The sequence below is a fragment of the Pseudomonas sp. 008 genome (assembly GCF_016861935.1).
Lineage (GTDB): Bacteria > Pseudomonadota > Gammaproteobacteria > Pseudomonadales > Pseudomonadaceae > Aquipseudomonas.
In genome coordinates this window covers 22,127-41,666 of record NZ_BOMA01000015.1, presented here as the reverse complement: position 1 = coordinate 41,666, position 19,540 = coordinate 22,127, and the positions used below count along the sequence as shown (strand labels likewise).

Genomic DNA, 19,540 nt, shown 5'->3' with positions numbered 1-19,540 from the left:
AATACTCGTCTGTACGAGTTAAAGCAATAACTCGTACAGACGAGTTTGATTTTGTTTATCCTGAACCCGACAGGCGGCGATATTTCCTACCTCCGAAGTCAAAGAAACCCAAAGCCGCATGGACAAACCCCTACCCTGCCCTTAAGGTTCAAAACCTTGAGCACAACGCGGCACAGAGCCATCCCCATGAGTAAATACAACCAGATCTACAGCGATCTGCTTGCCAGCATTACCACCGAACGTCTGGAACGCGGCGCCCGATTGCCTTCCGAAACCGAACTGATGGACAGCTATCAAGCCAGTCGCGGCACCGTGCGCAAGGCCATCGAGCAATTGCAGGAGCGCGGTTTCGCCCAGAAAGTCCACGGAAAAGGCACCTTCGTGCTGTCCACCAACCCGATCGAGTTTCAGCTCGGCGGCATCGTCAGCTTCCAGGAAACCTACCCGCGACTGGGCAACGACGTCAGCACCGAAGTGGTCGAATTCACCCAGATTCCCCTCGAAGGCCCGCTGCTCGAACACATCAAGGCGGCTGAAGGTAGCCTGATCACGCGGATCAAGCGCGTGCGGCGGATCGACGGCAAACGCGTGATCCTGGACATCAACCATTTCGTTAGCGACGTAATTCCCGGCTTGTCCCGCGAAATCGCCGAGCACTCGATCTATGCCTTCATCGAGCAAACCCTGCAACTGCAGATCGCCTACGCCCAGCGCACCATCGAAGCGGTGCCGCGCAGCAAGGACGACCAGCAACACCTGGACCTCGACGGCCAGAGCCATGTGATTGTGGTCAGTAACCAGACATTCCTGCAGGATGGGCGGCAATTCGAGTACACCGAGTCGCGGCATACGCTGGATAAGTTCTACTTCTCCGACATTGCCCGGCGCTGAAACGCAAAAGGCCGTATGAACTCACGTTCACACGGCCTTCCGGGTGTCACGGACGATCAGTGACAGCCGGGATTCCTCAGTCTCGAATTGATTATTCAATCAAAACCATAAAAGTATTTAAACCGGCGAGAGTTCGCGATTTTCATCATGAACACTGCTGGTCCATTGAGCCAAAGCTGCCGCCAGCTTTTCTTCAATATGGCTCTCGATGGTTCGCAAGCGCAGCAACGGGATATTGCATTTTTGCAGAATGCTGTTTTTCAGGGCATCTCGTTCGGCCTGTTCAGGCTCATCATGAGAGCCCCCATCAACCTCGATGACGCCCAGAGGTTTTTTCCCTACCTTGAAATAAAGCACGAAATCACAGCTGGCCTTGTTTTTCATGAGCGCCAGTTCCTGTGCCGTCAAAACTTCATTGGCGACCGAGACCAGTTGTATCAACTCAATCTGAGTGTGAAACATCACCGATCGGTAGGCATCCTGAGCAAGCGTTTCACGAAGTAGCTGCGCCACTATCTGTTCTGATTTGAACGATGAGTCATTCGGCCGAAGTCTTGCGTTAAGACGCTCAAGCGATTGGTCGTATTCTTTGTAGAGCAGGTCGAAGGCTGATATCACGGGTGCGCGGTGGAGCTGCCCTTGTTCCGCGTAGTATTCGATGTATCGCACCAGCGCGGCGATATGCCCGTTGTTCGCCGTGAAGACATCATCCCCTGTGACCAGGGTGAATCGATTCCTGGCCCGTGATACAGCCACATTGACCATGCGTGGGTCATCCACGAAATCCAGACGTTCCTGGGGTACGCGCTTCTTGTCCAGTACGGTGGAAAAAACAATTTCGTCGCACTCTCTGCCCTGGAACTTGTGCACGGTGTCCTTGACGAAATCCGCTGGCAAAAGCGTACCCGAGAGCGTGGCCTGTGCCCTGAAAGGTGCGATGAAGCCCCTGCCGTCTTCGCCCGTCCATGCACACTCGCCCTCCCCCTCAAGCATTGCCAGCAGCGAATCCAGCTCCCTGAGATTGGTGTTCTTTCGAGTGTGATTACCCTTGGCGGTAACGAGCAGCGACAACGGTTTTTCCCCGAGGTCTTGCGTCATCGGAACCAGCTGGTTGTCGTAAAACTGCTGATTGCAGAACTGAATGATTCGCGGGTGACAGCGATAATGCTCTTTCAGGAGCGTCACCGGGATCGAACCATCGAATACTCCGATGCACGAATCGAGCAGGCTGTACTTGTCGCAATCGTAGAAGTCCTTGGGCGCAGGTAAACCCAGTTGCGCCGGGATGTGTGCCAGCTGTTTTCTATCACCAACGATGATCAGATTCTTCGCGCAACCCAGCGCCAATATTCCCGGGATGATGTCCTGTTGCGAAGCCTCGTCGATGATGACGTAATCAAGCAAGGCACCACTGGCGAGAGAGTTGACGATCGAGTGCGTGCTGCTGGAAATGATTGGATAGCGCTTCACGAATCCATCGAACTGGCGCTTGTAAGACTTGGCATCAAAGGGTTCAGAGTCTGGCACATGCTGATGCAAGTGCTGCTTCAGGTAGTTCATCGAAACGCTCGTCAGCTCATCCAGCAGCGCCTGGTAATTGCCGAGTCGCAACGTTTCCTGGTGGGCGGCCAGTAGGGTTTTTCTTTCCAGCAGCGCTTTGTCGTAATAGTGAAGCTGCAGGCCATAGAACACCGATTTGCGCTTTTCCCAGTTATCGAATGGTTTCGTGCGCACAATCCTGAAATTGAACAGCAGCTCGATCCGGTCCTTGAGCCTGACGTGCCTGCCCGCAAGATGTGTCAGGTAGGCCATCAGGTCGGCCGACTTTTGCGGGGAGAGCTTGTACTTGTCCAGAGCGAGCACCTGCACGGCGTTTTCCTGCTGCCATTGCAAGAGATAGCGACGCTCGACCTCCAGCTCGGCGATTTCAATCTGCAGCTGGGCTACCGCGTTGCGGGTATGCAGATAGCGCTTGAGCTGTTGCAACACGCCCTGGATGCGCTCCATCGAGGGCGCGGCGTCGGGCTCTGCCGATGGTTTTGGGGCAGGGTTGGCGAAGAATGCCTCTCGGTTGCTTTTGCTACCCAACGTGGCAACCAGATAATCCAGCCCGGACTTGCCCAGTTTTTCGCAGACGTTCCCAACGGCCGCATTGTTGTTGGAGACCACCGCCACGTTTTTTCCACGCAACAGCAGATTGGCGATGATATTCAGAATGGTCTGCGTCTTGCCGGTGCCGGGAGGCCCTTCGATCAGACTGATCTGCGATGCGAACGCGCGTTCGACTGCTGCAAGCTGGTTTTCATTGATGCCAAAAGGGAAGATGAAATTTCCCGCCTGCTCCTGCCTGCCATTGTGTCCCTTGCAGTAGGCGTGCAATGCCGTATCCGCGCAGGGAGGTAGTGCGTCGAGCTGGCGCAACACATTTTGGGCGATCTCCTTGTCCGTCGACGCTGCATGATCGACGCGGGCAGTAGCCACAGAATGGAAATAGCGGAAGGTCGACTCGTCCTTCATGTCCGTCGGCGTCACAAGCTCGATAGAGTCCATCTTGAACACGTAACTAGCCGCGCTTGAGGAATACTGAACGACGGCATATTTCTCGCCGTAGATCACAGCTTTCTCAACGGCGCTTACCACTGAGCTGCCTTTTTTTCGCAGAAGCTGGCCTTTCACCTCTCGAGTGGGAACGACCTCGCAGTCACCCAGCGGGCTAGGAAAACTCTTGCCGGAGGGAAAGTGGCAAGTCAGCGAGAATCCACCGCTCCCGTCACTCTTTATTGTCCAGTCGTTGATCTGACGGGTCTTGTCTATACCGCGCACGCTGATGGAAACCATATATCCCTTACGCAGGCCCGTTCAAAGCCTGTACACATCCATGTTGTCGGAGTCCGAATCTTTTGATTCGACAAGTTTGACACTATTTTGAAATCACCCTTTGTCCGGGCACCAGCTTCCAGTTGGTGCGTCGAACAGACTGATGTAAACGTTTCCTTCAGATGCGACAAGGGCGCTTCTCAGCGCCCTTGTCGTTCAACTTATTCCCACTCAATCGTCGCCGGCGGCTTGCTCGACACGTCGTAGGTAACGCGGGAGATGCCTTCGATTTCATTGATGATGCGGCCGCTGACGGTTTCCAGCAGTTCGTAAGGCAGGTGTGCCCAACGCGCGGTCATGAAGTCGATGGTTTCCACGGCACGCAGGGCAACGACCCAGGCGTAACGACGGCCATCGCCGACAACACCAACCGATTTCACCGGCTGGAACACCACGAACGCCTGGCTGACCTTGTGGTACCAGTCGGCCTTGCGCAGTTCTTCGATGAAGATGTGGTCGGCACGACGCAGCAGGTCGGCGTATTCCTTCTTCACTTCACCGAGGATCCGCACGCCCAAGCCCGGACCCGGGAACGGGTGACGGTAGACCATGTCGTACGGCAGGCCGAGTTCCAGGCCCAGACGACGGACTTCGTCCTTGAACAGCTCGCGCAGCGGTTCAACCAGCTTGAGGTTCATTTCTTCCGGCAGGCCACCCACGTTGTGGTGCGACTTGATCACGTGCGCCTTGCCGCTTTTCGCGCCAGCCGACTCGATCACGTCCGGGTAGATGGTGCCTTGGGCCAGGTACTTGATGTTGTCCAGCTTGCAGGATTCGGCATCGAACACGTCGATGAAGGTACGGCCGATGATCTTGCGCTTCTTCTCTGGATCGGACTCGCCAGCCAAGTTGTTGAGGAACTGGTCCTCGGCGTTGGCGCGGATCACTTTGACGCCCATGTTCTCGGCGAACATGGCCATCACTTGCTCGCCTTCGTGCAGACGCAGCAGGCCGTTGTCGACGAACACGCAGGTCAGCTGATCGCCAATGGCCTTGTGCAGCAGCGCGGCAACCACCGAGGAGTCCACGCCGCCGGACAGGCCGAGCAGTACGTTGTCGGTGCCGACCTGGGCACGGACCTGGGCGATGGCATCTTCGGCAATCTTCGACGGCGTCCACAGGGCTTCACAGCCACAGATGTCGAGGATGAAGCGCGACAGGATGCGACCGCCCTGCTTGGTGTGGGTCACTTCCGGGTGGAACTGCACGCCGTAGTAGGCACGGTCATCGTTGAACATGCCGGCAATCGGGCAGCTCGGGGTGCTGGCCAGGACGTGGAAGTCTTCCGGCATCTTGGTGACCTTGTCACCGTGGCTCATCCAGACGTCGAGGCCGAACAGGCCATCGGCGTCGATATGGTCTTCGATGCCGTCGAGCAGGCGGCTCTTGCCGACCACGTCAACACGGGCGTAACCGAACTCACGTAGGTCGGAACCTTCAACCTTGCCGCCCAGTTGCTCGGCCATGGTCTGCATGCCATAGCAGATACCGAAGACTGGCACGCCCAGGTCAAACACCGCTTGCGGGCAGCGAGGGCTGTCGGCTTCGTGCACGGACTCGGGGCCGCCGGCGAGGATCACACCTTTTGGTGCGAATTCGCGAATGGCTTCCTCGTCCATGTCGAACGGATGCAGTTCGCAGTAAACGCCGATTTCACGCACGCGGCGGGCGATCAGTTGGGTGTACTGGGAACCGAAGTCGAGGATCAGGATGCGGTGAGCGTGAATGTCGAGGGCCATGATTCAGTCTCGTCTAAGTAATTCAGAAACAGTCGTGATTCAGAAACAACTCGGGGCTGAATAGAACAGCCCCGGTTGCTTAACGATTTGCTTGAAGCTTCAACCTACGCGGTAGTTTGGCGCTTCTTTGGTGATCTGTACGTCGTGGACGTGGGACTCAGCCATGCCAGCGCCGGTGATCCGCACGAACTCAGGCTTGGTGCGCATTTCTTCGATATCGGCGCTGCCGGTGTAGCCCATCGAGGAACGCAGACCGCCCATCAGTTGATGGATGATGGCGCTCAGGGTGCCCTTGTAAGGAACACGCCCTTCGATGCCTTCCGGAACCAGCTTCTCGGCACCCGCGGAGGAGTCCTGGAAGTAACGGTCGGAGGAACCTTGAGCCTGGGACATGGCGCCCAGCGAACCCATGCCACGGTAAGCCTTGTACGAACGGCCCTGGAACAGTTCGATCTCGCCCGGCGCTTCTTCAGTACCGGCGAACATCGAGCCCATCATCACGCAGGAGGCACCGGCCACGATGGCCTTGGACAGGTCACCGGAGAAACGGATGCCGCCGTCGGCGATCAACGGAACACCGGTGCCTTCAAGGGCAGCGGCAACGTTGGCGATGGCACTGATTTGCGGAACGCCGACACCAGCGACGATACGGGTGGTGCAGATCGAGCCTGGGCCGATACCGACCTTGACTGCGTCAGCGCCGGCTTCGGCCAGGGCCTTGGCGGCAGCGCCGGTGGCGATGTTGCCGCCGATGACCTGCACTTCAGGGAAGTTCTGTTTGACCCAGCGAACGCGGTCGATCACGCCTTTGGAGTGACCGTGGGCGGTGTCGACCACCACCACGTCAACACCGGCATGGACCAGGGCAGCTACACGGTCACCGGTGTCTTTACCGGTACCGACTGCAGCGCCAACGCGCAGACGACCTTGATCGTCCTTGCTGGCCAGCGGATAAGCCTTGGCTTTTTCGATGTCGTTGACGGTCATCATGCCTTTGAGGGCGAATTTGTCGTCGACGATCAGCACGCGCTCGATGCGGTGCTTGTGCAGCAATTCACGCACATCATTCTTGTTGGCGCCTTCCTTGACCGTGACCAGACGCTCTTTAGGCGTCATCACTTCACGGACGCTGACGTCCATGCGGTTTTCGAAACGCACGTCACGGGAAGTGACGATGCCGACCAGGTCGCCATCGTGCAGTACCGGAACGCCGGAGATGTTGTGCAGGCGAGTCAGTTCGAACAGTTCACGCACCGTGGCATCGGCCTCGATGGTGATCGGGTCCTTGACCACACCGGCTTCGTAACGCTTGACCTTGCGCACTTCGGCAGCTTGCTGCTCGATGGTCATGTTCTTGTGGATGATGCCGATGCCACCTTCCTGAGCCATGGCGATTGCCAGACGGGCTTCAGTAACGGTGTCCATAGCGGCGGAAACCAGTGGAATATTCAGCTCGATGCCACGGGTAAGGCGGGTCTTGAGACTGACTTCGTTAGGAAGCACCTCGGAATAACCGGGCACTAGGAGAATGTCGTCGAATGTCAGAGCTTCTTGGCTGATACGCAGCATCGCGGGGGCTCCCGAGCGGGAAAATGGAAGCGCGCCATTATAGTCAGACACCCCCTCGGGTTCAATGTAAAACTCTGTCTATTATTGGCATTACTGACATACGGAGAAACATTGTCCCCCATAGGGGACCGACGCCGGCATTTAGAGTTCGACTTTGACCCAACTCACGGGCTGATCCAGCCAATCGGCAAACTCATCGATAAAGTCCTGCTTGAACCCGGCCTCGAGCCAATTGTTGAAGATGAACCCCAGGTTGGAAAAGCCGCATTCCTGCAAAAACAGAAAGCCGTTGATGTCGTCTTCATGCCCGCACTCAGGGCAGGTGAAGTTATCGGTGCGCCCCGGCATCCAGTCTTCCAGGCTTTCGAACAGCGCTTCGCCGATCTCCTTGCGGCACTCGGCGCAGCCGGCTTCTTCGAGAAAACCCTTGGCCGGTGTATAGATGCAACGCTTGGTGATGATCTCCAGCCCATTGATCGGCTCGCCGAACGGCAGCGCTTCAGGGTGCAGGACCACGGCGCGGGCGCCGTCGGCGATGGCGTGGGCCATGTGATTGCCGGTGCGGCCACAGGTGGTCAGCTCTTCTTTAATGATGTTCTTGCGCACCAGCCACCGCACGACCGCCCGGGCCCGGGGTTCGTGTACCGGCAGTGTGGAGATTTTCGGGACAATGATGCTTTGCGAATTCATGGTGCAAGCCTACTGCGTCAAATGGATGTTGCTGCGGTGCGCCGATTGTCAGGGCGGCCGGCAGCTTAATCCCTGACGAAATCCGGTCAAGTACTCAAATAACGCCCAACCAAGGCAATCCCGCTGGCCAGCACCAGCCAGGTCACCAGCCGCACGAAAGCCTCGCGGGACAATTTCATGATCAATCGCCGACCGATCCACAGCCCCAGCGCCATCGCCGGCAACAAACACAGCGCCAATACCAACAAGGGTAGCTCGGCATATACACCGGCGACGGCAAACAGGCTCAAACGCACCACGGTGCTGCAACTGATCAACGCACTCTGGGTGGCCCGGGCCTCGTCCTTGGGCAACCGACTGTTCAAATAGATCGCATACAAAAAACCACCACTGCCAAATAGCGCCCCGAACATCCCGCCCACCGTGCCCATCGGCACCGCCCAACCCGCGGACAATTGCCTCGGACGGGTTTTAATCCACAAGCTGTAAATCGCATAGGCGCTGATAAACAACCCCATCAACAGCAGCAATACATCGGATTTCAGGTTCAGCAGAAAGATCACCCCCAACGTGCAACCCACCGCCATGCACGGCAGCAGTCGCAGCAATTCGGACCGCTCTACATTTCGGCGCGAGGGCAGCAGATTGCCGAACGCGGCGACGAAATCCAGCAGCACCAACAGCGGCACGATTTTCGACAGTGGCATGAACAGAATCAGAATCGGCCCGGCCACCAGCGCGGTGCCAAAACCGGCAATGCCGAACACGATGTAGGCCAGGGCAACACCCAATCCGATCACCAACCAATCCACCACACCCCACGGCCATTGGCTCAACAACTCCAGCACATTCATCGACACGGCTTCCTTTTATTCCTGTGATGACTTTAGCCAGCGCCGGGCGTTGCGACTAATATCTTCAAAATTGATCACCCATCTCAAAAAGGCATACCTGGTGCTTTCAACCCGCCAATTGCGTTACTTCGTGGAAATCGCCGAGAGCGGCAGCTTCAGCGCAGCGGCCGAACGACTGTTTATTGCTCAGTCAGCCTTGAGCCGGCAGATCAAGGACATGGAAACCCGCCTGCAAACGCCACTGTTCGAACGCACCGCCCGCCAGCCCCGCCTGACGGCAGCGGGTGAAGCCTTTTTGCCTCGGGCCAGAAACCTGCTGAACGAACTGACCAAGGCCAGCGAAATGGCCACTCAAGTGGGCACTGGTCAACTGGGCGTCTTGCGCCTGAGCCATTCCAGCACCGTACCCATGAGTGGTCGACTGCTGCGCGGGATCAGCGTTTATCTGGATCTGCATGCCGGGGTGTCGATGGACATCGTCAAGCTGTCCTCGGAGGCACAACTGGAAGAGTTGGCCGAAGGTCGCCTGGATGTGGGTCTGTTGCGCCTGCCGGTGCTGCGTCAACGTGAAGGGGTGCAGATTGTTCCGCTGTACAGCGAGCGTCTGTTGCTGGCAGTGCCGCCGAATCATCGGCTGGCTGTGGAAAAGCCCGCACACGGCATCGATCTGGCACGGTTGAAGGATGAAGCGTTTATTTCCATCCCTCATCCACAGCGTGGCGGCCTGAGCTATCTATCTGCCGAGTTGTGCATGCGCCAAGGGTTCTTTCCCCAAGCGGCTCGGGTGGTGTCACGCAAAACCACGCAACTGCAATTGATCCAGGCCGGGTTCGGCATCGCGCTGTTACCGGAATCGATGCAGGACATTGCGCCGCCGGATATCCATTTTCTCCCCTTGGCCGATCCGGATTGCCACAGCACCGTCGCCCTCGCCTGCCGGCAAGATCCCACCGCGCTGGTTCAGCAATTCGTTGAACACTTCACTCGATTGCCGTAGCAATGCCCGCTCCCACAAGGGATTTACACTGGCTCATGGAGATTGATCGCCGAATGCCTTTAAACTGCGCCCCATGATTAAAGATCCCTTTGCAAGACTCGGCCTGGACCGGGAAGTCCTGACTGTCAGCCAGCTCAACGGCCGCGCGCGGGTGTTGCTCGAAGACGTGTTCAGCAACATCTGGGTCGAAGGCGAAATCTCCAACCTCGCCCGCCCGGCGTCCGGCCATGTGTACTTCACCCTCAAGGACAGCGGCGCCCAGGTGCGTTGCGCACTGTTCCGGCAGAACGCCGCGCGGGTTCGCCAGGCGCTGAAGGATGGCCTGGCGGTCAAGGTTCGTGGCAAGGTTTCGCTGTTTGAAGGCCGTGGTGACTACCAACTGATTCTCGACACCGTGGAGCCGGCCGGTGATGGCGCCCTGCGTCTGGCCTTCGATGCTTTGAAGGAAAAACTCAGCGCCGAAGGCCTGTTCAGTGCCGAACGCAAAGTGCCGCTGCCGGCACATCCACAACGCATCGGCATCATCAGCTCGCCCACCGGCGCGGTGATCCGCGACATCATCAGCGTATTCCGCCGCCGTGCGCCGCAGGTGCAACTGACGCTGATCCCCACCGCAGTACAAGGCCGCGAAGCCACCGCACAGATTGTCCGTGCGCTGAAGCTGGCGGACGCCCGTGGTTTCGATGCGTTGATCCTGGCCCGTGGCGGCGGCTCGCTGGAAGACCTCTGGTGTTTCAACGAAGAAGCCGTGGCCCGCGCCGTGGACGCCTGCGTGACGCCGATCGTCAGCGCCGTCGGCCATGAAACCGACGTATCGATCAGTGACTTCGTGGCCGACGTTCGCGCGCCGACGCCGTCCGCCGCCGCCGAACTGCTGGCGCCGGACTCCAGCGATCTGGTGCGTCGGGTCGAAAGCCTGCACCGACGACTGGTGATGCGCATGCGTGACCGCTTGATGCGCGATCGGCTGCGTCTGGAAGGCATCTCTCGCCGCTTGCGCCATCCCGGTGAACGCCTGCGTCAGCAAGCGCAACGCCTGGATGATCTGGACATGCGCCTGCGCCGCGCCTTCGAACGTAGCCTCAATACCCGTCGCGAACGCTTGATCCGTCTGGAAACCCGTCTCGCCGGGCAGCATCCCGGGCGACAACTGGCGATGCTTCGCCAGCGCCTCGACAGCCTCGCCGAGCGCCTGCCTCGGGCCATGCGCGAAGGGCTTAAATCCCGTCGCCTGCAATTGCAAAGTCAGATGCAGACGCTGCATGTGGTCAGCCCGTTGGCGACCCTCGCTCGTGGCTACAGCATTCTGCTGGACGAGCGCGGCAACGCGATCCGCAGCGCCGCGCAAACCCACACCGGCCAGCGCCTGAAAGCCAAACTGGGCGAAGGCGAGCTGCAAGTGCGGGTCGAAGACAATCACCTGACACCTGTCACCCTTTCTTTACTGGATTGATCCATGCCGCGTTTTTTCGCTCCGCTGCTATTGCTGTGCCTGACCTTCAACGCCCATGCCGACAGTTACATCACCCGTCTGTTGAACAAACCGGTACCGGGTGGCGTAGCCGTGGTGGATCTGGGCAGCTCTGCCCAGGCGCCAAAAGCCAGCTATCAAGGCAGACCGGTACTGGTGGTCAAGGAACAGAACAACTGGCTGGCCATCGTCGGCGTGCCGCTGACGGTCAAACCGGGCAGCCAGTCGCTGAGCAGCGGTGGCCGCAACCTGAGCTTCACCGTCGGCAACAAGAAATACCCGGAACAGCACATCACCCTGAAGAATACGCAGCAGGTCAATCCGAACCCGGAAAATCTCAAGCGCATCGAAGGCGAGTTGGCCGAGCAGATCCGTGCCTACCGCAGCTTCAGCCCGAATACCCCAAGCAACCTGTTGCTGGACAAACCGGTCAATGGGCCGTTGTCGAGCAAGTTCGGCGTGCGCCGCTTCTTCAATGGCGAAGAACGCAATCCCCACGCGGGCCTCGACTTTGCAGTGCCCGCCGGCACGCCGATCAAAACCCCGGCCGCCGGCAAGGTAATCCTGATCGGGAATTACTTCTTCAACGGCAATACGGTGTTCGTCGACCACGGCCAGGGCTTTATCAGCATGTTCTGCCACATGTCGAAGATCGACGTGAAAGTCGGCCAGCAACTGGCGCGTGGTGAGGTGGTCGGGAAAGTCGGCTCAACTGGCCGCGCGACCGGGCCGCATATGCACTGGAACGTCAGCTTGAACGATGCGCGGGTGGACCCGGCGATTTTCATTGGTGCGTTTCAGCCATAAGCAGTGGTTGAGGTTGATGGCCTCTTCGCGGGCGCCGCTGACCTGAACTACACCGCCAACCTCCAATTGCGCATCACTCAAACCTCTCGCAAAAATAAAAACAATCGCTGCCATTCCAAGCAATAAAATCGCGACAAACTATATTTTTCGACTATTCCTCTCAAAGTTTTTCGACTGCTTGCCATCCTTTCCCCCCGCGGTTAGGGTTGAAGACATGAAAACCTCTCACACCCTCATTCAGCTCCGCCAGCACCGCAGCCTGTGCCTCGTCAGTGCACGACTGCCAGGCTGAATCGCGGTGCCTCGTCTGATGCTTTACCAGAACATTTGATCCACCGGCAGGCCGCCTTTTTTCGGCCCACACAATAAGGATTTTCCAATGAGCATGCTCAAAGACCCGTCTTCGAAATACCGCGCGTTCCCGACCATCAACCTGCCGGACCGCACCTGGCCATCGAAGACCATCACTGCAGCGCCGATCTGGTGCAGTTCGGACCTTCGTGACGGCAACCAGTCGTTGATCGAGCCAATGGATGCGGTCAAGAAGCTGCGTTTCTGGAAGACCCTGGTGCAGGTCGGCGTGAAAGAAATCGAAGCCTCGTTCCCGGCCGCTTCGCAAACCGACTTCGACTTCGTGCGTACCCTGATCGAAGGCGGCCACATCCCGGACGACACCACCATTCAGGTGCTGACCCAGGGCCGTGAAGACTTGATCGCGCGCACCTTTGAATCCCTGCGCGGTGCCAAGAAGGCCATCGTTCACCTGTACAACGCGACCTCCCCTTCCTTCCGCCGCATTGTCTTCAACCAGGACAAGGACGGGATCAAGGCCATCGCCGTGAACGCCGCCAGGCTGTTCGTCAAATATGCCGCCCAGCAGCCGGACACCGAGTGGACCTTCGAATACTCGCCAGAAACCTTCAGCGCCACCGAACTGGAATTCGCCAAGGAAGTCTGCGACGCGGTGATCGAGGTGTGGAACCCGACGCCTGAGCACAAGGTGATCCTCAACCTGCCCGCCACCGTCGAATGCGCGACCCCGAACATCTATGCCGACCAGATCGAATGGTTCGGTCGTCACATCAACCGTCGTGACAGCGTGATCATCAGCCTGCACACCCACAACGACCGTGGCACCGGCGTGGCCGCCACCGAGCTGGGCCTGATGGCCGGCGCCGACCGTGTCGAAGGCTGCCTGTTCGGCAACGGCGAGCGTACCGGTAACGTCGATCTCGTCACCGTGGCATTGAACCTCTACACCCAGGGCGTCAACCCTGAGCTGGATTTCTCCGACATCGATGGCGTGCGCAAAGTCGTCGAAGAGTGCAACCAGATTGCGGTGCACCCACGTCACCCGTACGTCGGCGACCTGGTTCACACCGCGTTCTCCGGCTCGCACCAGGATGCAATCCGCAAGGGCTTCGCCCAGCAGCAACCGGACGCCCTGTGGGAAGTGCCGTACCTGCCGATCGACCCGGCCGACATTGGCCGCAGCTACGAGGCGGTGATTCGCGTCAACAGCCAGTCGGGCAAGGGCGGTATCGCTTACCTGCTGGAACAGGAATACGGCATCAGCTTGCCGCGCCGTATGCAAATCGAGTTCAGCCAGGTCGTGCAGCGTGAAACCGATCGCCTGGGCCTGGAGATGACCGCCCAGCAGATCCACGCGCTGCTGCACAGCGAGTACTTGCAGGCCAACACCCCGTACGCGCTGGTCAGCCATCGCCTGCAGGAAGAAAACGGTCACAGCGCCGTGGAAGTCGAAGTTTCCAGCAAGGGTCAGGGCGAAACCAACCTGCACTGGCGCGGCAAGGGCAACGGTGCCCTGGAAGCACTGGTGGCCGGCCTGCCGATCCCGGTGGAAATCATGGACTACAACGAACACGCCATCGGCGCGGGCACCAATGCCAAGGCTGCGGCCTACATTGAATTGCGGGTGAATGGTGAGCGTGCGGTGCATGGCGTCGGCATCGACGAAAACATCACCACTGCCAGCTTCAAGGCCCTGTTCAGCGCACTGAACCGCTCCCTGAGCCAGCCGGAAGCGAAAGCGGCGTAAGCTTCGCTGCAAATGCAAAAGGCCCCTGGGTGAGAACCTCGGGGCCTTTTTTGTTGATCAACGATCGATCAGGTGAACTCGAAGGTATCCGCATCCAGATTCGCCGGGAACCGTGTGCGATACGCCGCCAGTTCCGCCGCGTCCAGTACGACCTTGAACACACCATCGGCATCACCTGCACCGAGCAGCGTCTCGCCCTGAAAATCCAGGACCTGACTGTCACCGGTATACGCAAAGCCTTTGCCATCGGTACCGATACGGTTCACCGCCGCCACATAGCAGAGGTTTTCGATCGCCCGTGCCGGCAGCAATCGGTTCCAGTGCTGACGCCGTGCGCCCGGCCAGTTGGCGGTGTACAGCAGCAAGTCAGTGTCTTGCGGATCACGACTCCAGACCGGGAAGCGCAGGTCGTAGCAAATCAGCGGCCGTACTCGCCACCCCTTCAATTCGAACTGCACCTGACGCTCGCCCGGGGTGTAGTGGTTGTTCTCCCCCGCCATGCGGAACAGGTGACGCTTGTCGTAGTGCCACACCTCCCCGTCCGGCCGTGCCCACAACAGACGGTTGCGATGGCTGCCGTCAGCCGCCTGGACGATGATGCTGCCGGTCACCACCGCGCCCAGCTTCGCTGCCTGAGCCCGCATCCATTTACTGGTGGGGCCATTTTCCGGCTCGGCGAGGGCTTCCGACTCCATGGAGAAACCGGTGGTGAACATCTCCGGCAGGATGATCAGGTCCGCGCCACGAGCCTGTTCCAGCAGCGGCTCGAAATGCTCCAGATTGGCCTGACGATCGTGCCAGGCCAGGGTGGTCTGGATCAGCGCAAGATTCAGATTGGGCAGAGTACTCAGATCACGCATAGTTTTGCCGCTGCTTCACGCAGGGTCTCCTCACGCTTGGCAAAGCACAGACGCACCAGGCGCTGGCCTTCAGGTGGAGTCTGGTAGAACACCGAGATCGGAATGCTCGCGACGCCATGCTCGCGGGTCATCCACAGCGCCATCTCGACGTCATTGAGGTCCGGGCGAATCTGCGAGTAATCGACCAACTGGAAATAAGTACCGGCCACGCGGGTAAAACTGAAGCGCGACGGCGTCAGCAGATCGCAGAACAGATCACGCTTGGCCTGATAGAAGCCCGGCAGCTCTTCGACGTGTTCCGGGTGCTCGGCCATGTAATCGGCCAACGCGTACTGCAACGGCGTCACGCCGCAGAAACTGACGTACTGGTGCACCTTGCGCAGCTCCGCGCTAAGGGCCGGCGGCGCCACGACATAACCGGTTTTCCAACCGGTGACGTGGTACGTCTTGCCGAACGAACTGACCACGAAAGCGCGCTGATACAACTCTTCATGGGCCAATACACTGGCGTGAGACACACCGTCGAACACCAGGTGTTCGTAGACTTCGTCGCTGATCACATAGATGTCGCGGTCGCGGATCAATGCCGCCAACTGATCCAGCTCGGCACGGCTGATCAGCGCACCGCTTGGGTTGTGCGGGGTATTGAGGATGATCATCCGCGTGCGCGGGCTCAGGGCTTCGGCAAGCTTCTGGAAGTCGATGGCGAAGTCCTTCAGGCCGAGTTGCACATGCACACAGCGACCACCGGCCAGCTCGACCGAGGGCTCGTAGCTGTCGTAGCACGGATCGAACACGATCACTTCATCGCCGCTGTGGATCACCGCCTGAATCGCGCAGAAGATCGCCTGGGTCGCGCCGGGGGTGACCGTCACTTCGCTGTCGGCATCAACATGCGCGCCGTAGCTGCGAGCGATCTTCGCCGCGATCTGCTGACGCAACGCCGGCAAGCCGGTCATCGGCGAATATTGATTGTGGCCACTGGCGATATGCCGACCGACCGCATCGCGCAGGGCCTGCGGACCGTCGAAATCGGGAAAACCCTGGGACAGATTGATCGCTCCGGTTTGCGCCGCGAGCTGAGACATCTGCGTGAAGATAGTGATGCCGACATTCGGCAGCTTACTGGTGATCATCGGTGATTCCCTGGGCTACACCCGGCTCTAACGGCGGCACGGGAGAGCCCGAGGATAGCCCAAACGACGCCCACAAAAAAAGGGCGCCAACCGGCACCCTTCTTCTAATGTACACCGCATAACTTGTGGCGAGGGAGCAAGCTCCCTCGCCACAACAAGCCCTCACAAAAAGAGTGAGGCCTTGAATCAGCGCTTGTCGCGGCGCTTCTTGTCGGCCTTTTTGTGGTGCGACATCAAACGACGCTTCTTGTTGACCTGACGGTCGGTGAGCGAGTTCTTGTTGCCTTCGTACGGGTTCTCGCCGCCCTTGAACTCGATGCGGATCGGCGTACCGACCAGCTTGAGCACACGACGGTAAGTGTTTTCCAGGTAACGGACGTAAGACTTCGGCACCTTCTCGATCTGGTTACCGTGGATCACAATGATCGGCGGGTTCGCACCACCCAAGTGGGCATAACGCAGCTTGATCCGGCGGTTGTTGACCATCGGTGGCGCGTGCTCGCCGACCGCATCTTCCAGAATCTGGGTCAGGCGGTTGGTCGGCCAGCGGGTGACCGCGGACTTGAACGAGTTCTGTACCGACGCGTAGAGATTACCTACGCCAGTGCCGTGCAGGGCCGAGATGAAGTGAATGTCGGCGAAGTCGACGAAGAACAGTCGACGTTGCAGCTCGACCTTCACGAAGTCGCGCTCGCTCGGCGTCATGCCGTCCCACTTGTTGATCGCGATCACCAGCGCACGACCGGCTTCAAGGGCAAAGCCCAGCAGGTTGAGGTCGTGATCCACCACGCCTTCGCGGGCGTCCATCACGAAGATCACCACGTTGGCGTCTTTGATCGCCTGCAGGGTTTTGACCACGGAGAACTTTTCGACTTCTTCGTGAATCTTGCCGCGCTTGCGCACACCAGCGGTGTCGATCAGCGTGTACTTCTCGTCGTTACGCTCAAACGGGATGTAAATACTGTCGCGGGTGGTACCGGGCTGGTCATACACGATCACCCGGTCTTCACCGAGCATGCGATTGACCAGAGTCGACTTGCCGACGTTCGGACGGCCAATGATGGCGATCTTGATACCGTCTTTTTCGCTTGGGCCAGGAATGCGCTTGGCTTCCTCACCTTCGGCAACGATCTCTTCCTCTTCGCCTTCTTGCGGTTCTTCTTCGTCTTTCGGGAAGTCGCTCAGGGCGATTTCCAGCATCTGGGTGATGCCACGACCATGGGCACCGGCGATCGGGATCGCGTGGCCCATGCCCAACGGGGCGAATTCGGCGCGGGCCATTTCAGGGTCGATGTTGTCGACCTTGTTGGCGACCACATAGGAACGCTTATTACGCTTGCGCAAGTGCTCGGCGATCATCTGGTCGGCGGCGGTAAAACCGGCCTTGGCATCTACCAGGAACAGAACGACATCCGCTTCTTCAATGGCCAGCAGCGACTGCTCGGCCATTTTTTCGTCCATACCGTGCTCGTCACCGGAGATACCACCAGTGTCGACCAGAATGTAGGAACGCCCTTGCCACTTGGCCTCACCGTATTGGCGATCACGGGTCAGACCGGACAAGTCGCCGACAATGGCGTCGCGAGTCCTGGTCAGGCGGTTGAACAAGGTGGACTTGCCGACGTTCGGTCGGCCCACCAGGGCGATTACGGGAACCATGCGGCTCTCCACTTCGTTATTTCAGAAAATACAAAAGCCGCTGCGAGGCAGCGGCTGGTGCTCGGGGCAGCGCTTGAAAGCGCTGCGAGCCTTGCAGAACAAGGCCGCTTGGGGGTTAAACCCCAAGCATAGTCTTTACTTGATGGTCAGGGCTTCCAGTTTGCCGCTGTTGCCATACACATAAATCGTGTCACCTACCACCAGCGGACGGGCACGCAGGCCGTCGCTGTCGATGCGCTCGCGGCCGACGAAACGACCGTCCACCTGACTCAGCAGGTGCAGGTAACCTTCCAGGTCACCGACTGCAACGTAGCTGGAGAACACTTCCGGAGCCGACAGTTGACGGCGGGCCAGCGAATCGTTGCTCCACAATGCAGTGGTGGAACGCTCGTCGACGCCTTCAACAGTGCCCGAAGACAGGCTCACGTAGACGCTGCCAAAACCCTGGGCGACGCCGGCATAACTGGAAGCATCACGCTGCCAGAGCTGACGACCGCTTTCCAGGTCCAGTGCCGCGACGCGCCCCTGGTAGCTGGCGACATACAGTGTACCGCCGGACAGCAGCAAGCCACCGTCGATATCGACCACACGCTCCAGCTCCGAACGACCTTGTGGAATCGCTACACGCTGTTCCCAAACCGGCACGCCGTTGGACACATCAAGAGCAACCACTTTACCGGTCGACAGGCCAGCCACCGCGAGGCGGTTGGTGACGATCGGTGCGCTGGTGCCGCGAAGGGTCAGGACCGCTGGCGTGCTGTCGTACAACCAGCGCTGGTTGCCGGTGGAGGCATCCAGACCGATCAGACGGTCATCCTGGGTCTGAACCACAACAACGTCACCGTTGGTGGCCGGTGGTGCGAGAACTTCGCTGGTCACGCGAGCGCGCCATTTCTCTTCACCGCTGCTGGCATCCAGGGCAACGATTTCACCCTTGAGCGTGCCGATCATGACCAGACCGTAACCCACGCCAACGGCGCCGGAGACAGGCAGCTCGAGATCTTTCTTCCACTTGACGTCGCCATTGCTGCGATCCATCGCCATCACCACACCGGTGACGTCGGCGGCATAGATGGTATCGCCATCGATCGCCGGAACCAGCATGTTGTAGGTTTCGCCCTGACCGTTACCGATCGAACGACTCCACTGCTTGTGCAGAACCACTTCTTCTTTGAAGTCGGTCAGCTCGGCCGGTGGCAACTCTTTTTTGCTGTTGCTGCTGCAACCCGCGGCCAGAATGGCCAGAGCCAGCAATGCTGCATGTTTCCAACGGATCACGTCACGCATCCCCTTTGGCCAGGTCGTCCAGCTTGATTTGTAGGCCACCGACCGCCGCTTCATCCGACAGTGCCGCCTTGGCTTTTTGATACGCAGCGTTCGCTTCGTCGGTACGACCCAGTTGCACCAGCAGGTCACCCTTGAGTTCTTCGCGAGTGGCCAGGAAGGCCTTATCGGCATCGCCTTCGAGCAGTTTCAGGGCTTCATCGACCTTGTTCTGCGCGGCCAGCACCTGCGCCAGGCGCTGACGGGCGATTTCACCGAGTGCCGGGTTGGCCGGTTTGTCGACAATGGCTTTCAGCTCGCTGGCAGCGTCGTCCAGCTTGCCGCTGTCGACCGCGACTTTCGCCACGAACAGGCTGCCGTATTGCGCGTAGGCAGTGCCGCCGAACTCGCTGTTGAGCTTGCCGGCCAGATCCGAAACACGTGCAGCATCAGGCTTGCCGTCAGGCGTCAGCGTGGTTTCCAGCAATTGCTGGTAGAGAATCGAGGCGCCTTGCGACTGATTGCTCTGATACTTCTGAAAGGCCTGCCAGCCGAACACGATGACCAACGCCAACAGACCGCCAGTAACCAGGGGCTTGCCGTTGCGTGTCCACCACTCCTTCAACTCCGCCACATGTTCGTCTTCGGTACTCGACACCCCAATACTC

15 protein-coding genes are annotated in these 19,540 nt (G+C 59.0%); 5 read left to right on the top strand and 10 right to left on the bottom strand.

Going from position 1 to position 19,540, the window contains the following annotated elements; genetic code table 11:
- Window positions 1-186: 186 nt before the first annotated feature.
- Window positions 187-891, top strand: a complete 705-nt coding sequence (treR, locus tag JUI81_RS25630; protein ID WP_019581045.1) for a trehalose operon repressor — start codon at window positions 187-189, stop codon at window positions 889-891.
- Window positions 892-1,008: 117 nt separating this feature from the next.
- Here treR and JUI81_RS25625 read toward each other — a convergent pair whose 3' ends face one another.
- The 5 genes from JUI81_RS25625 to JUI81_RS25605 all read right to left on the bottom strand — a co-directional run bounded on the left by JUI81_RS25625 (window position 1,009) and on the right by JUI81_RS25605 (window position 8,620).
- The gene (locus tag JUI81_RS25625; protein WP_204125302.1) at window positions 1,009-3,729 is read right to left on the bottom strand and encodes an AAA domain-containing protein; all 2,721 of its coding nucleotides are present in this window, start codon (window positions 3,727-3,729) and stop codon (window positions 1,009-1,011) included.
- A 200-nt stretch (window positions 3,730-3,929) separates the two neighbouring features.
- A complete protein-coding gene (guaA, locus tag JUI81_RS25620; protein WP_204125301.1) occupies window positions 3,930-5,507 on the bottom strand; it encodes a glutamine-hydrolyzing GMP synthase in 1,578 nt (525 codons plus the stop codon).
- 99 nt (window positions 5,508-5,606) lie between these two features.
- On the bottom strand, window positions 5,607-7,076 hold the full coding sequence (gene guaB, locus JUI81_RS25615) for an IMP dehydrogenase (protein ID WP_018927050.1): 1,470 nt from the start codon (window positions 7,074-7,076) through the stop codon (window positions 5,607-5,609).
- A gap of 141 nt (window positions 7,077-7,217) precedes the next feature.
- The gene (locus tag JUI81_RS25610) at window positions 7,218-7,766 is read right to left on the bottom strand and encodes a hypothetical protein (protein ID WP_018927051.1); all 549 of its coding nucleotides are present in this window, start codon (window positions 7,764-7,766) and stop codon (window positions 7,218-7,220) included.
- An 86-nt stretch (window positions 7,767-7,852) separates the two neighbouring features.
- The gene (locus tag JUI81_RS25605; protein WP_028939195.1) at window positions 7,853-8,620 is read right to left on the bottom strand and encodes a sulfite exporter TauE/SafE family protein; all 768 of its coding nucleotides are present in this window, start codon (window positions 8,618-8,620) and stop codon (window positions 7,853-7,855) included.
- 100 nt (window positions 8,621-8,720) lie between these two features.
- Here JUI81_RS25605 and JUI81_RS25600 point away from each other — a divergent pair, with 100 nt between their 5' ends.
- From JUI81_RS25600 to leuA, 4 genes are all read left to right on the top strand, one after another.
- Complete coding sequence (locus tag JUI81_RS25600) at window positions 8,721-9,617, top strand: LysR family transcriptional regulator (RefSeq protein ID WP_028939194.1); 897 nt, start codon at window positions 8,721-8,723, stop codon at window positions 9,615-9,617.
- A gap of 73 nt (window positions 9,618-9,690) precedes the next feature.
- Window positions 9,691-11,070 (top strand): exodeoxyribonuclease VII large subunit, encoded by a 1,380-nt coding sequence (gene xseA / locus JUI81_RS25595; protein WP_204125300.1) that lies wholly within the window; start codon window positions 9,691-9,693, stop codon window positions 11,068-11,070.
- Window positions 11,071-11,073: 3 nt separating this feature from the next.
- Window positions 11,074-11,895: a peptidoglycan DD-metalloendopeptidase family protein gene (locus JUI81_RS25590; protein WP_204125299.1), complete on the top strand. Its 822-nt coding sequence runs from the start codon at window positions 11,074-11,076 to the stop codon at window positions 11,893-11,895.
- Between the two features lie 379 nt (window positions 11,896-12,274).
- Window positions 12,275-13,954 (top strand): 2-isopropylmalate synthase, encoded by a 1,680-nt coding sequence (leuA, locus tag JUI81_RS25585; RefSeq protein ID WP_204125298.1) that lies wholly within the window; start codon window positions 12,275-12,277, stop codon window positions 13,952-13,954.
- A gap of 68 nt (window positions 13,955-14,022) precedes the next feature.
- Here leuA and JUI81_RS25580 read toward each other — a convergent pair whose 3' ends face one another.
- From JUI81_RS25580 to JUI81_RS25560, 5 genes are all read right to left on the bottom strand, one after another.
- Window positions 14,023-14,814, bottom strand: a complete 792-nt coding sequence (locus JUI81_RS25580; protein WP_019581054.1) for an amidohydrolase — start codon at window positions 14,812-14,814, stop codon at window positions 14,023-14,025.
- Window positions 14,802-15,950, bottom strand: a complete 1,149-nt coding sequence (locus JUI81_RS25575; RefSeq protein ID WP_019581055.1) for a pyridoxal phosphate-dependent aminotransferase — start codon at window positions 15,948-15,950, stop codon at window positions 14,802-14,804. Before JUI81_RS25575 ends, JUI81_RS25580 begins: the two co-directional genes overlap by 13 nt.
- A gap of 186 nt (window positions 15,951-16,136) precedes the next feature.
- The gene (gene der / locus JUI81_RS25570; protein ID WP_018927059.1) at window positions 16,137-17,609 is read right to left on the bottom strand and encodes a ribosome biogenesis GTPase Der; all 1,473 of its coding nucleotides are present in this window, start codon (window positions 17,607-17,609) and stop codon (window positions 16,137-16,139) included.
- Between the two features lie 135 nt (window positions 17,610-17,744).
- On the bottom strand, window positions 17,745-18,896 hold the full coding sequence (gene bamB / locus JUI81_RS25565) for an outer membrane protein assembly factor BamB (protein ID WP_019581056.1): 1,152 nt from the start codon (window positions 18,894-18,896) through the stop codon (window positions 17,745-17,747).
- A complete protein-coding gene (locus JUI81_RS25560; RefSeq protein WP_018927061.1) occupies window positions 18,889-19,530 on the bottom strand; it encodes a tetratricopeptide repeat protein in 642 nt (213 codons plus the stop codon). The genes bamB and JUI81_RS25560 overlap by 8 nt, the downstream gene beginning before the upstream one ends.
- Window positions 19,531-19,540 lie beyond the last annotated feature (10 nt).